Origin of the sequence: Amnibacterium kyonggiense, from assembly GCF_004364555.1 — a bacterium.
GTDB lineage: Bacteria > Actinomycetota > Actinomycetes > Actinomycetales > Microbacteriaceae > Amnibacterium > Amnibacterium kyonggiense.
Map to the genome: position 1 here is coordinate 131,933 of NZ_SOAM01000003.1, position 12,377 is coordinate 144,309.

Sequence of the window (12,377 nt, forward strand, 5' to 3'; positions counted from 1 at the left end):
GCGCGCTCAGCCCGCGGTGCGCTCCGGTGCGGCGAGCAGCCGCTCGAAGCGGTCCGGCTTCCGCGGGTCGGCCCGGTACGCCCACAGCGGCAGGATCCCGGCCTCGACGCGGTCGAGGACCACGGGCGCGAGGTCGCGGTCGTCATCGAGCACGAGCGCGCGCTCCGCGTGCCCGCCCGCGGTGCTCGCCGCGCCGCGGGCCCAGTGCAGCCAGGCGAGCGCCTCCTCGACGCCCGCCGCCGTCCGCGGCGACTCCGCGACCGCGGCGGCCTCGTGGAACGCCGCGAGGGCGGTCTCGAGCCGCGCGACGTCCGGGCGCGGGAACTTCCCGCCCCCGATCGCCTCCCGCAGGCGCTCGCCCGTCCGCTGCCGCCCGGCGGGCGCCGCGAAGGCCGTCCAGAGCTCCCGCCCGAACGCCCGACCCCAGCCGATCTGCCCGAGGAGCATCGGGATCAGCCCGGGCCGCTCCGCCAGCGAGGCGAGCAGGGCTCGGCAGGCGCAGGGCGCGTCGCCCGGGCCGTGCTCGAGCAGGGCCGCCTCCACGAGGTCGACGACCTGATCGAGGTCGACGCCCCAGCGGTACCGGTCCATCGGCGAGCGCCGGTCGGCCGCGTCTCCGGGCCCCATCGGAACGCCGTGGACCGCTCCGCCCGGCCCGTCCGGGCGGCCCCACCACGCGGCGTGGTCGGCGCGGAACCGGCGGCGGTCGGCGGCCGTCGCCCACCCGGCGGCCGGCACGGGCGGCCTCGGGCGCAGCCGCGGGCCGTCGGGCTCGAGCTGGGCGAGGGGTCGGCCGCCGCGGGGCAGCATCGGGTCGTCGAGCGACCCCCACGCGTCGGCGCCCACGCAGAAGCGGTCGAGGACCTCGAGGCCCATCCGCTCGGCCTGCCGGGCGACGACACGGACCTGCACGGCGGCCGGCGGGCGCCCGGACGGCGCGAACGTCTCCGGCGTGTAGGCCGCGATCGCGACGCCGGTCACGCCGTCGACCCGCAGCACCCCGCCGAGCACCGCCTCGGCCCAGGCCGCGAGCTCGCCCTCGTCCTCCGTGTGCCGCAGGTCAACGCGCATCGCCCCGTGCGTCCGCGACCGCCTGCCCTGCATCCGCCGGAACAGGACGAGCACGAGGCTGTCCTCGGGGTCGACCGGCAGCAGGTCGGGGACGAAGCGGAGGACGCCGGCGGGCCCGGACGCCTGCACGACCCGCGGGACGGGGCGTCGGACGGGATCGGGCGACTGGGCGCGGAGTGCGCGGGCTCGTTTCTGCGACATGCGCCGCAGCCTGGCGACCGGCGGGCGGCAGGACGGCCGATCCGGGCGACGGATCCGCGGATCCGGCCGGATCCGCCTTGTGGAGGGAGGAAGGCGGGGGTCAGACCCCGCGGAGCGCGTGGACGGGGCGGCCGCCGAGGCGCTGTCTCCCGCCGAGCGCCGCGAGCTCGAGGACGACGCCGACCCCGGCGACGACGGCACCGGCGCGCTCGAGCAGCGCGCAGGTGGCCTCCACCGTGCCGCCCGTGGCGAGCACGTCGTCCAGCACGAGGACCCGGGTGCCGGGGACGAGCTGCTCGGCGCGGATCTCGATCGCCGCGGAGCCGTACTCGAGCTCGTAGTGCTCGATGAGCGTGCGCGGCGGCAGCTTGCCCGCCTTCCGCACGGCGACGACGCCGGTGCCCGCCGCGTACGCCGCAGCGGCGGCCAGCAGGAAGCCGCGGGCCTCGATGCCGGCGACGAGGTCGAACCCGCCGGCGAACGCGCCGACGAGCTCGTCCGTGATCGCGCGGAGCGCCTCGGCGTCGGCGAGCGTCGGGGTCAGATCCCGGAACAGGACGCCGGGCTCCGGGAAGTCCGGGACCACGAGGGTGAGGCGGTCGACGAGCTCGGCGGCGGTGGGCACGGCCGAGAAACCTACCGGTGCCCGTTCACGGATACGGAGATCCGAGCGGCTGACGCCCGTCGGATCTCCGTATCCGCGAACCCTTCGGGGCGGGCTACGCCTTGAGGAGGTCGATCACGAAGATCAGCGTGCGGCCGGAGAGGCGGTGGCCGCCGCCGGCGGGGCCGTACGCGAGCTCCGGCGGGCAGGTCAGGACGCGACGGCCGCCGACGCGCATGCCGGGGATGCCCTCCTGCCAGCCCTTGATGAGGTTGCCGAGGGGGAACGAGATGGACTGGCCGCGGCTCCAGGAGGAGTCGAACTCCTCGCCCGTCTCGTAGTCCACCCCGAGGTAGTGGACGGTGACGGTGCCGCCCGGCTGCGCCTCCGCGCCGTCGCCGACGACGACGTCCTCGACGACCAGCTGGTCGGGCGCCGGACCGGTCGGCGGGTCGAGCTCGGGCTTGACGGTGAGATCGGTGAGTTCGCTCATGGTCGGCCAGTCAAGCGCACGCGCCTGACGGTGCCTGACCGCGCCGTCCGGGAGGATGGGAGCGATGACCACCGCGCCCCCGCCGCGACGACGAGGCGCCTTCGTCGATCTGACGCCGCTCACCTCCTCCCCCGCGTTCGCGCGGCTGTGGAGCGCCCGGGCCGCCGCGGGGATCGGCAGCCAGCTGACGCTCGTCGCCGTCGGCCTGAACGTCTTCGACCTGGTGCGGCCGACGGACGGCGTCGCCGCCGCGACGTTCGCGGTGTCGCTGACCGGGGTGCTCGCCCTCGTCCCGACGGTGCTCGCCGGCCTGTACGGCGGCATGCTCGCGGACGCCTTCGACCGGCGGACGGTCGCCGTCGTCGCCGCGTTCGCGTCCTGGATCTGCACCGTCGTGCTCGCCGCCCTGTCGTGGACGGGGGCGGAGACGGTCGCGTCGCTCTACGTCCTCACGGTGCTCAGCGCGACCGCGACGACGGTGCTGCAGGCCTCCGAGTCCGCGGCCACGCCCCGGCTGCTGCCGGCACGACTCCTGCCTGCCGCCGGCGCGCTGATGGGCATCACGGTCGGGATCTCGGTGACGGTCGGGCCGGGCCTCGCCGGCGTCCTCGTCGCCTCCGTCGGCTTCGAGTGGTGCTACACGATCGACGCCGTGCTGTTCGTCGGCACCCTGATCGCGCTCGCGACCCTGCCGCGGATGCCGCAGGAGGGACCGATCGACCGGCCGGGGCTCGCGTCGCTGCTCGGCGGCCTCGCGTTCCTGAAGTCCGCGCCGAACATCCGGACGACGTTCGTCGTGGACATCATCGCGATGACCTTCGGGCAGCCGAGGGTGCTCTACCCCGCGGTCGGCGCGGTGCTGCTCGGGGGCGGCGCGCTGACGGTCGGCCTCCTCTCCGCCGCGTTCGCGATCGGCGCGCTGCTGAGCAGCCTGTTCTCCGGCCGGCTCGGCGGGATCCGCCGCCAGGGCCTGGCGATCGAGCGCGCGATCATCGTCTACGGCGTCTGCATCGGCCTCTTCGGCGCCGTGCTCGCCGCGGCGGCGCTCGGGGAGGCCGTCGGCGCCCTGCCGACGCCCGCGGGACCGCTGTGGGTGGGGATCGCCGCCGTCCTCCTGGCCGGCGCCGGCGGCGCGGACAACGTGAGCGCCATCTTCCGCGGCACCATGCTGCAGACCGCGGCGCCGGACTCGATGCGCGGCCGCCTGCAGGGCATCTTCATCGTCGTCGTCACCGGCGGCCCGCGCGTCGGCGACCTCTACGCCGGCCTGCTCGCCGCGACCGGTCTCCTCTTCCTGCCGCCCGTCGTCGGCGGCGTGCTCATCGTGATCCTCGTCGCGCTCGCGGTGCGCCGACGGGGCTTCCTCCGATACGACTCGGCGCACCCGACGCCGTGACCGGGCTGCGGGAGCTCGCCGGGCAGCTGTGGGCGCGGGTGATCGCGGTCTCCCCTGCGCCCGGCGCGCTCGACGTGGTGGCGGTCGTGGCGATCGTGGGCGCGCTCCTGCTGCTGCCGTCGTGGCCGCGGCTCCGGCACGCGATCACGATCGTGCACGAGGCCGGGCACGGGTTCGCGGCGACGCTGACCCGGCGCCGGCTCGCCGGGATCCGCCTGCACTCCGACTCGAGCGGGCTGACGGTCAGCGTCGGCAGGCCCCGCGGTCCCGGCATGGCGCTCACCCTGCTCGCGGGCTACCCGGCGCCGTCGGCCGCCGGCGTGCTCGTCGCCTGGGCGGTCGCGGCCGGGCACGCGGCCGTCGCGCTGTGGGGCGCCCTCGTGCTGCTGCTGCTCGTGCTCGTGCAGATCCGCAACTGGTTCGGGCTGTGGACCGTGCTCGTCGCGGGCGCGCTCGTCGGCGCGGTCACGTGGTTCGCCGACCCCGCCTGGCAGATGCGGGCGGCGCTCGCCGTCGCGGCCCTCCTCGTGCTCGGCGGGCTGCGCGCCGCGGTGGAGCTGCCCGCGTCCCGGCGCCGCGACGGCGCCTCGGACGCCGACCAGCTCGCCCGCGTCACCCGCGTGCCGGTCGGCTTCTGGCTGCTCGTCTTCGTGCTCGCCGGGCTCGTGGGGGTCGCGGTCGCCGGCTGGCTCGTCGTCGCGCCCCTCCGCTGATCCCGTTGTGCAGGACCTTCTGCAGCCGACCGCAGGAGCTCCTGCAGAACGGGATCAGGCCATGATGCCGAGGCGCTTCGGCCGCCAGCCCGGGAAGACGTGCTTGAGCTTCCCCGTCGACAGGTCGAGGCGCTTCGACACCACCTCCGTCAGCACGTCGCGGTAGTCGTTCGAACCGAGCACGTCGCCGTAGGTCGTGCGGTGCGCCAGCCCCTTCCACTGCCCGTGGACGCCGCCGTTCACGCCGCCGCCGAGGACGAGCACGGCGCCGCCGTGCCCGTGGTCCGTGCCGCCGCTCGCGTTCTCCTCGACCCGGCGGCCGAACTCGCTCATCGTCACGACCGTCGTGCGGTCGAGCAGGTCGGAGCCGAGGTCGGCGGTGAAGGCGGCGAGCGCCTTCGCGAGGTCCCCCAGGTGGGCCTGCATGTCGCCGGAGTCGACGTTCCCCATCCCGGTGTGCGTGTCCCACCCGCCCACGTCGATGCAGGCGACGCGGACGCCCGCGCCGCCCTTGATGAGCAGCGCCAGGTCGCGCAGCGCCGCGGCGAAGTTGCCGCTCGGGTACTGCACCGCGGTCCCCGGGGACGCCGCGGCGGCCGCCGTGTCCGCGGCCGTGATCCTCGCGACGGTGCCGAGCGCGCCGATCGCGAGCTTCGTCTGCTTCGCGATCGGGTGGTCGAGGCCGGTGTAGAGCGCCTGGAGGGCCGCGGTCGTCGCCTTCGTCTCCGTCTTGTCGACGTTCAGCTTGATCGACCCGAGGTCGTGCATCGCGATCGGCATCGCCGCGCCCGTGAGCGACCGCGGCGTCGTGCCGCCGATGGCGACGGAGCGGAACGTGGTGCCCGGTCCCGAGGCGGTCAGCACCCGGTCGAGCCAGCCGGTGCTCAGGGTGGTGCTCGAGCCGCGCTCCAGGCAGTCCTGCGCCTGGAAGTGGCTGCGGGACAGGTCGGGCGTCGACACGGCCGGGATCGCGGCGACCTTCCCCTGCGCGATGAGCGGCGCGAGCGGCGCCATCGCCGGGTGGAGGCCGAAGGTGCGGCCGGAGTCGATGTCGATGAGCCCCTTCCGCACGCCGATGTTCGGCCGCTCCTTCACGAGGTCGGGGTCCGCGGCCGGGACGAGCATGGACAGGCCGTCCATCCCGCCGCGGAGGAACACGACGACGAGGGTGCCCGTGTCGAGCTCGTCGGCGGCCGCGTAGGAGACGCGGCTCGTCACGAGCTGCGCGCCGAGCGCGGCGACGCCGACCCCGAGCCCGCCTGTGAGGAAGGTGCGCCGGTTGAAGCCGCCCGACCAGGCGGCGGTGCGCTCCTCCTCCTGCATCCGCTGCGCCTCCGCCATCGCGCGGATCGCCGCGTCGCGCGGGGTCGGGCCGAGCCGCTGCCAGTCCGGGCAGTCGGGATGGAGCGCCCTGAGGACGTCGTCCGTCGGGGTCTGCACGAGGGTCTCCTGTCGCGTCATCGGAGCTGGAAGTACGGGGAGTCGAGGAGGAGGGAGACGACCTTGCCGGCCCGCCAGTCGTCCGTCGGGGCGGGCGCCGGGGCGGAGAGCTTCGCGCCGTGGATCGCCGCGAGGAGGTGCGCCTTCGACGGCGTGACGCCGAGCACGCGCCGCGCCACGGCCTTCGTCCACTGGTACGTGTTCATGCCCGATGTCCGCTTCACGAGCCGCGTCGGCTTCGTCCAGCCGAGCTTCGGCCACCAGCCGTTCACGAAGGCGCGGTGGAGGTTCCAGCGCTGCAGCATCGCGCCCGCGCCGAGCCATGCGGCGGCGACGTCCGGGTAGCCGTTCGGAGGACCCCACCCGTACGGCGTGTGCCCCGCGTCGTTCAGGTTCCAGTACAGCCAGCCGATCGGCTGCTGCATGCCGGCGGCCCGCTTGACGTCGAGGACCCGGAGGGTGCCGACCGCGTCCTCGAGGGGGCGGCGCATCCGGACGCCGACCGCGGCCCAGAAGTCGCTCGACTTGAAGATCGCGTCGACGACCGCCCTGATGCTCGTCCCGTGGTGCAGGTAGACGCGGGCGAGCCGGTTCACGAGGCTCGTGGACGGGTTGTCGGACACGAACCGGACCGCGAGCGCCCGCGCCACGTTCCGGGCGGTGGCCGGGTGGTGCGCGAGGTACTTCAGGTAGGCGTCGCCGACGGCCTCCCCCTTGTAGATCGACCGGTTCGCGCTCGAGAAGCCGAGCACCTTGACCGTGCCGGTCCAGTGCCACGGCGCCCGGAAGTAGTACTGCCCGGTGTCGGAGTCGATCGTGCGGCCGGACAGGATCTTGGCGCTCGCGCGGACCATCGGCTCCGTGTAGCCGGCGGTGCGGCCGACGGTGTGCAGCTCGAGCAGCTCGCGGCCGAGGTTCTCGTTCACGTTCGAGCGCTGCGACTCGTCGTTGCTGAGGAAGTTCAGCATCGCCGGGTGCTTCATCGCGGCGAGCAGCATGCCCTCGTACGAGCCGAACGCGTGCTTGCGGATGACGTCCTTGATGAAGCTCGGCGAGGTGTGCCACTGCTCGCCCGGCAGCGGGACGTGCAGCCGGTTGGCGAAGACGTCGACGACGATCTCGTAGAGCTGCCGGTCGGAGAAGATCTGCCGGGCGAGCGTCGCCTGCGCGGTCGCCAGCATCGCGTCCCAGCTGTAGCGCTTCGTCCTCTTCAGGATCGTCCCGGGCCGCGCGCCCTCGAGCGGGAACAGCGCGGCGGCCTGGTTCCCCCGGGTGTCCTTGATCGTCGACGGGTTCAGCTGCCGGTGGAGCCAGCCGTCGATGCCGAGCCGTTGCAGATCGGCGACGTCCTTCGGTCGCGGGCCGAACGTCGCCCGTCGCAGGAGGTGCGCCTGCGGGTCGTGCGGGAAGAGGTTGGAATGCGCACGCCCGGCCGCCTTCGCCGCGGCCGACGCCGTCGGGTACTGCTTGCCCGTGAACGCCTTCTTCGCGGCGGTGGCCGCCTCGGCGGCGTCCGCCTCCCCCACGAGCGCCTCGCCCGCGACGGCGCCGGCAGCGAGCACCGCGCCGATCCCGAACAGCCCCCGCCGCGAGCTCATCCGCGGCGCGTCCGTGATGTCCGCCTCCGTGTCCGTCATGCCCCGCCCTCCGTCGATCCGCGGCCACGGTACGGGCGACCCGTTCGTGCGACCGGGCCCGACACGGAGCGTCGGTGACGCCGCGCGGAGGATTCCGCTGACCGGTCCGGGCGGCGGCGATCCGACCGTGCCCGGCGTGTGCTCCACGCCCTAGGGTTCCCGTGTGGGTGACGCGCGGCTCGACCTCGCGCCCCTGCGGAGCCCCGTGCCGCGCGATGCGGTGCGCGCCTACCGGCAGGAGGCCGTCGCCCGGGGCGACGCGCCCCGCGGTACCACCTGGCTCGCCGTCGCCGCGGTCGTCCTGATCGCCGTGGTCGTCGCGGGGATCGGCGCGGGCGTCGTCGGCTCGAACCCGGACAGCCCGGTCGGGCTCGTCTTCCTCGTCGTCGCGGCGCTGGTCGCGGCGAGCGTCGTCCGCGGGCTGCTCCGCGGCTCGCCGTGGCAGCTGTGGGCGCGCCTCGACCGCTTCGCGCGCGCCAACGCGATGTGCTTCGTGCCGCAGCGCACCGGCAGCGAGGAGATCGGGATGATCTTCGACCGCGGGCACACCCGGATCACGAGCGAGCTGATGCGGCTCGGTGACGGCTGGCTCGACGGCCGGGCCGAGACCGCGAACTACCGCTACTCGATCACGACCGGCAGCGGGAAGAACCGTCGCACCCGCGTGTACCGGTGGGCCTACCTCGTGATCCGCCTCGACCGGCACCTGCCGCAGCTCGTGCTCGACGCCGTGCAGAACGACGACCGCGTGTTCGGCATCGGCGGCTCGAACCTGCCGGTCTCCTTCGCCGGCTCGCAGCGCCTGGGCCTCGAGGGCGACTTCGACCGCTTCTTCCGCCTCTTCGTCCCGGAGGGCTACGAGCGCGACGCGCTGTACGTCCTCACCCCGGACCTGATGGCGCTGCTCATCGACCAGGCCGGCAGCGGGGCCGCGTTCGACGTGGAGATCGTGGACGACCGGATGTACTTCTACGCGCCCGGCAACCTCGACTTCGGGGACCCCGCCGTCTGGCAGCGACTCACGACGATCGTCCGGACCGTCGGCACCAAGACGCTGCGGCAGACCGTGCGGTACGCGGACGACCGCGTCGGCGACCGGGCGGTGGACGTCGTCGCGCCGCAGGGCCGCCGCCTCCGCCGCGGCGGCGCAGGCGCCGCGGCCGTGCTCGTCGTCGCGGCGATCGCCGGCTGGTGGCTGCTGACGGCGCTCTTCGCCCGCTGACCCCTCCCGCCGGTCGAGCCGGGCGCTCCGCGCCCGTTGCCGAACCACCGCGACGTCCGAAGTGGCCCACGCCGGTCGAGCCGGGCGCCCCGCGCCCGCGTCGAAACCACTGCGACGTCCGAAGTGGCCTCGAGGCTCGGTTCGCTCGCACCTCGACCAGCGGGGACGGCGCCGGCCGGGGTCAGCTCGTCAGGACCGCGCGGTCGGCCGTGATCCGTGCGAGCAGCTCCTGCTCGTCCGGGGTGCGGCCGATCGTCGCCCGGCCCTTCACGAGCCGCTGCCGAGCGTGCCCGAGCCGCGTCGCGTCGCGGACGAGGCGGATCATCGCCTCGCGCTTCCGCCGCGGGTCGGGCTGCGCCTGCGCCCAGCGGAGCGCCTGCCGCCGGCCGCCCGGCGTCGAGATCAGGGCGACCTCCTGCGGCGTGAACCAGCCCGCCGCGGCGTACTCGCCGAGCCGCGCCCGGGTCACGGCGCGCTCCCGGGCGCGCACGGTGAGCACCACCGCGACGGCGCCGAGGAAGATCGGGAACTCGACGAGCAGGTAGTACTCGATGACGTTGCCCGCGAGCGACAGCCCGCCGTTCCAGAGGGCGTGGAGGAACGCCGCCGGGATCAACCCCAGGACGTACGCCCCGAAGCCGGCCGCCGCGCCGCCGCCGCGCTCCGCGATCCTCCCGATGGCGAAGCCCGTGCAGGAGGTGAAGAGGACGTGCGCGAAGGGCGAGAAGATGCCGCGGACGACGAAGGTGAAGACGAACTCGGCGCCGAGCCCGTTCTCCGCGATCACCCGCCCGAAGTAGAGGATGTTCTCGGTGAAGGCGAACCCGGCCGCGATGCTCGCCGCGTAGACGATCCCGTCCACCGGGCCGTCGAAGTGCCGCCGGTTCACCCAGAACAGCAGGAGGACGCCGAAGCCCTTCGCGGCCTCCTCGACGATCGGCGCCTGCACGACCGCCTGGGCGAAGTCGTCGGGCCGGCCGCCCGCGACGGCGAGCACGACCTGCACCCCGAGGTCGAACAGGAGGGCGACCGCCACGGCCACTCCCGCGCCCCACAGGACCGCGAACACGAGCGCGGGTCGCGGCTCCGGCTCCCAGCGGTCGATCCACCGGATCGTCAGCAGCACGAGCACGAACGGGATCAGCGCGGCGACGGCGGCGATGACCACGCCGAGGCCGCCGAGCGCCGAGACCAGGTACAGCAGCACCGCCGCGACGGCGACGACGCCGAGGGCGATGCCGAGGGCCGCGGCGACGGCCCGCGCCGCGTGCCCGGGCGCGTGGGTCTCCGGGCCGATGGGTGCGAGGCCGGTGGGCGCCTGCCGGATGTCGGTCACGCGCACATGCTCCCAGCGCGCGCCTCGGGAAGCGCCCTCCGGCTCACCAGACCTTGCCGGGGTTGAGGATGCCGAGCGGGTCGAACGCGGCCTTGACCCGACGCGACAGCGCCATCACGTCCTCCCCCAGCTCCTCCTCGATCCACCGGCGCTTCAGCACCCCGACGCCGTGCTCGCCCGTGAGCGTGCCGCCGAGCGCGATCGCGGCGCGGAACAGCTCCTCACCCGCGGCCCAGACGACCTCCGGGATCTCGCCCGGGGCGTGCGGCACCGACGGCGGGATCACGATGTTCGGGTGGAGGTTGCCGTCGCCCGCATGCGCCAGCACCGGGATGGGCAGCCCGTGGCGCTCCGCGATGTCGGCGACGGCGTCGAACATCGCGGGCAGCGCGGAGCGGGGCACGCAGACGTCCTCGATCAGCACCTCGCCGAGCTTGGCGTAGGCCGGGTGCGCCGAGCGGCGCAGCGCGACGAGCGCGGCGGCGGTCTCCGGGTCCTTCGCGACCGAGCCCTCCCCGCCCGCCGCCTCGACGAGCGCCATCGCCGCCGCGGCCTCCTCGGGTGCCGCGCCGCCGTCGGTCTGCAGCAGGAGGAACGCGCCGCGACCGGCGAGCGCCGGCACGTCCCCGCCCGGCCCCTCCCCCGCCGCGACGAGGGCGTCGATCGCGGCGCAGGTCGCCGCGTCCATGATCTCGAGCGCGGCGCAGCGCAGCCCCGACGCCGTGATCGCGGCGGCGGCCGCTGCGGCCGCGTGCACGTCCGGGAACGTCGCGCCGATCGTGACGACGGGGTCCGTGCTCGTCCGCCGCAGCTTCAGCGTCGCCTCGACGACCACGCCGAGCGTGCCCTCGGAGCCGATCAGCAGCGCCGTCAGGTCGAAGCCCGTGACGCCCTTCACGGTCCCGCGGCCGAGGCGCACGAGCGTGCCGTCGGCGAGCACGACCTGCAGGCCGAGCACGCTCTCCCTGGTCACGCCGTACTTCGCGCAGAGCAGGCCGCCGGCGTTGGTCGCGATGTTGCCGCCGACGGTCGAGATCGCGCGGCTCGCCGGATCGGGCGGCCACCACAGCCGGTGCGGCGCGAGCGCCGCGGCGAGCGCGTCGGTGACGACGCCCGGCTGGACGACGGCGGTCTCGTTCTCCTCATCGACCGCGAGCACGCGGTCCATGCCGCTCAGATCGAGCACGACGCTGCCCGCGCTGCCGACGGCGCCGCCGGCCAGCCCGGTCCCGGCGCCGCGGGGCACGACGGGGACGCGGTGGGCCGTCGCGAGGCGGAGGACCGCCTGCACGTCCTCGGCGGAGCGCGCGCGGACGACGGCGGCGGGCTCCTCCGGCGTCGTCCAGCCGCTCCGGTCGGTGCGCACCCGGTCCAGCTCGGCGCGGTCCGTGCGGAGCGCGGGCCCCACGGCGGCGGCGAGCTCGTCGATGAACCCCATGCGACCCACCCTAGGGATCGGCCAGCCGCGCCCCCTACTGTCCAGCCATGGCCGGCACCGACGCGGACCCGGAGGACGGGCGCGAGGAGACGCTCACCGAGCGCCTCGACCGCAACTGGAACGCCCTGCTGCAGGAGCTGCGCGTCGTGCAGACGGGCACCCAGCTGCTCACCGGGTTCCTCCTCACGGTCGCGTTCCAGCAGACCTTCCGCGGTCTGGCGGACTGGCAGCAGATGCTCTACCTCGTCGTCGTGTCGCTCGCGGTGCTGTCCACGGTCTTCGCGCTGATGCCGGTCGCGCTGCACCGCGCGCTGTTCCGCCGCCGGGCGATGGCCGAGCTCGTGGCGTGGGGCGACCGGATGGTGAAGGTCGGCATGGCCACGACCGGCCTCGCGGTCGTGGGCGCGCTCGCCCTGATCTTCGGGGTGGTCGCCGGTGCGGGGCCGGCGATCGGGGCGGCGGTGGTCGGCGGACTGCTGGTCGGGTCGATCTGGTTCGCGCTGCCCGTCGGCCTCCGCCGCGGGGCGCGGGAGCCGCACGCGCCGAGCGCCTGACCTCAGCGACCCCGGAGGACGCCGCCGACGACGCGCGTCGCGAGCACGCCGCCCACGGCGGCGAACGACAGCACGCCGAGCACCGACGCGGCGCTGCCGAACGACAGGACGCTCGCGAACGAGCCGACGCCGCCGATCGAGAACGCCGACCCGACGCTGCCGATGGAGCAGAACGAGCCGACGCTGCCGATGGACAGCACCGAGCCGCGGGACGCGATGGAGAGCCGGGAGTCGGAGGCCATGCCGCGATCGTCCTCCTCGGGAGCGGCCCC

General features: G+C 75.0%; 12 protein-coding genes. 4 read left to right on the top strand and 8 right to left on the bottom strand.

The window, feature by feature from the left end:
* Positions 1–6 precede the first annotated feature (6 nt).
* The 3 genes from CLV52_RS13795 to CLV52_RS13805 form a co-directional block, all read right to left on the bottom strand.
* Positions 7–1,272, bottom strand: a complete 1,266-nt coding sequence (locus tag CLV52_RS13795; protein ID WP_133766957.1) for a DUF4192 family protein — start codon at positions 1,270–1,272, stop codon at positions 7–9.
* Between the two features lie 100 nt (positions 1,273–1,372).
* Entirely contained in the window at positions 1,373–1,897 is a 525-nt protein-coding gene (locus tag CLV52_RS13800; RefSeq protein WP_133766958.1) for an adenine phosphoribosyltransferase, read from the bottom strand.
* Between the two features lie 94 nt (positions 1,898–1,991).
* A complete protein-coding gene (locus tag CLV52_RS13805; RefSeq protein ID WP_133766959.1) occupies positions 1,992–2,369 on the bottom strand; it encodes an FKBP-type peptidyl-prolyl cis-trans isomerase in 378 nt (125 codons plus the stop codon).
* 64 nt (positions 2,370–2,433) lie between these two features.
* Here CLV52_RS13805 and CLV52_RS13810 point away from each other — a divergent pair, with 64 nt between their 5' ends.
* Positions 2,434–3,765 carry an MFS transporter gene (locus CLV52_RS13810; protein WP_133766960.1) on the top strand — a complete coding sequence of 444 codons (1,332 nt, stop codon included), beginning with the start codon at positions 2,434–2,436 and terminating at the stop codon, positions 3,763–3,765.
* Positions 3,762–4,478 (top strand): M50 family metallopeptidase, encoded by a 717-nt coding sequence (locus tag CLV52_RS13815; protein WP_246018142.1) that lies wholly within the window; start codon positions 3,762–3,764, stop codon positions 4,476–4,478. Before CLV52_RS13810 ends, CLV52_RS13815 begins: the two co-directional genes overlap by 4 nt.
* A gap of 54 nt (positions 4,479–4,532) precedes the next feature.
* On the opposite strand, the gene CLV52_RS13820 is transcribed toward CLV52_RS13815, so the two are convergent.
* Both CLV52_RS13820 and CLV52_RS13825 read right to left on the bottom strand, forming a co-directional pair.
* The gene (locus tag CLV52_RS13820) at positions 4,533–5,918 is read right to left on the bottom strand and encodes a DUF1501 domain-containing protein (protein ID WP_246018143.1); all 1,386 of its coding nucleotides are present in this window, start codon (positions 5,916–5,918) and stop codon (positions 4,533–4,535) included.
* 17 nt (positions 5,919–5,935) lie between these two features.
* On the bottom strand, positions 5,936–7,555 hold the full coding sequence (locus CLV52_RS13825; RefSeq protein WP_133766962.1) for a DUF1800 domain-containing protein: 1,620 nt from the start codon (positions 7,553–7,555) through the stop codon (positions 5,936–5,938).
* A gap of 163 nt (positions 7,556–7,718) precedes the next feature.
* Between CLV52_RS13825 and CLV52_RS13830 the strand changes: the two genes are divergently transcribed.
* Positions 7,719–8,777, top strand: coding sequence for a hypothetical protein (locus tag CLV52_RS13830; RefSeq protein ID WP_133766963.1), 1,059 nt, complete (start codon positions 7,719–7,721; stop codon positions 8,775–8,777).
* A 181-nt stretch (positions 8,778–8,958) separates the two neighbouring features.
* Here CLV52_RS13830 and CLV52_RS13835 read toward each other — a convergent pair whose 3' ends face one another.
* Positions 8,959–10,113: a PrsW family intramembrane metalloprotease gene (locus CLV52_RS13835; RefSeq protein ID WP_246018144.1), complete on the bottom strand. Its 1,155-nt coding sequence runs from the start codon at positions 10,111–10,113 to the stop codon at positions 8,959–8,961.
* A 43-nt stretch (positions 10,114–10,156) separates the two neighbouring features.
* Entirely contained in the window at positions 10,157–11,551 is a 1,395-nt protein-coding gene (locus tag CLV52_RS13840; protein ID WP_133766964.1) for an FAD-binding oxidoreductase, read from the bottom strand.
* Between the two features lie 47 nt (positions 11,552–11,598).
* On the opposite strand from CLV52_RS13840, the gene CLV52_RS13845 reads away from it, so the two are divergent.
* The gene (locus CLV52_RS13845; RefSeq protein ID WP_133766965.1) at positions 11,599–12,105 is read left to right on the top strand and encodes a DUF6328 family protein; all 507 of its coding nucleotides are present in this window, start codon (positions 11,599–11,601) and stop codon (positions 12,103–12,105) included.
* 2 nt (positions 12,106–12,107) lie between these two features.
* Here CLV52_RS13845 and CLV52_RS13850 read toward each other — a convergent pair whose 3' ends face one another.
* The gene (locus CLV52_RS13850; protein ID WP_133766966.1) at positions 12,108–12,347 is read right to left on the bottom strand and encodes a hypothetical protein; all 240 of its coding nucleotides are present in this window, start codon (positions 12,345–12,347) and stop codon (positions 12,108–12,110) included.
* Positions 12,348–12,377 lie beyond the last annotated feature (30 nt).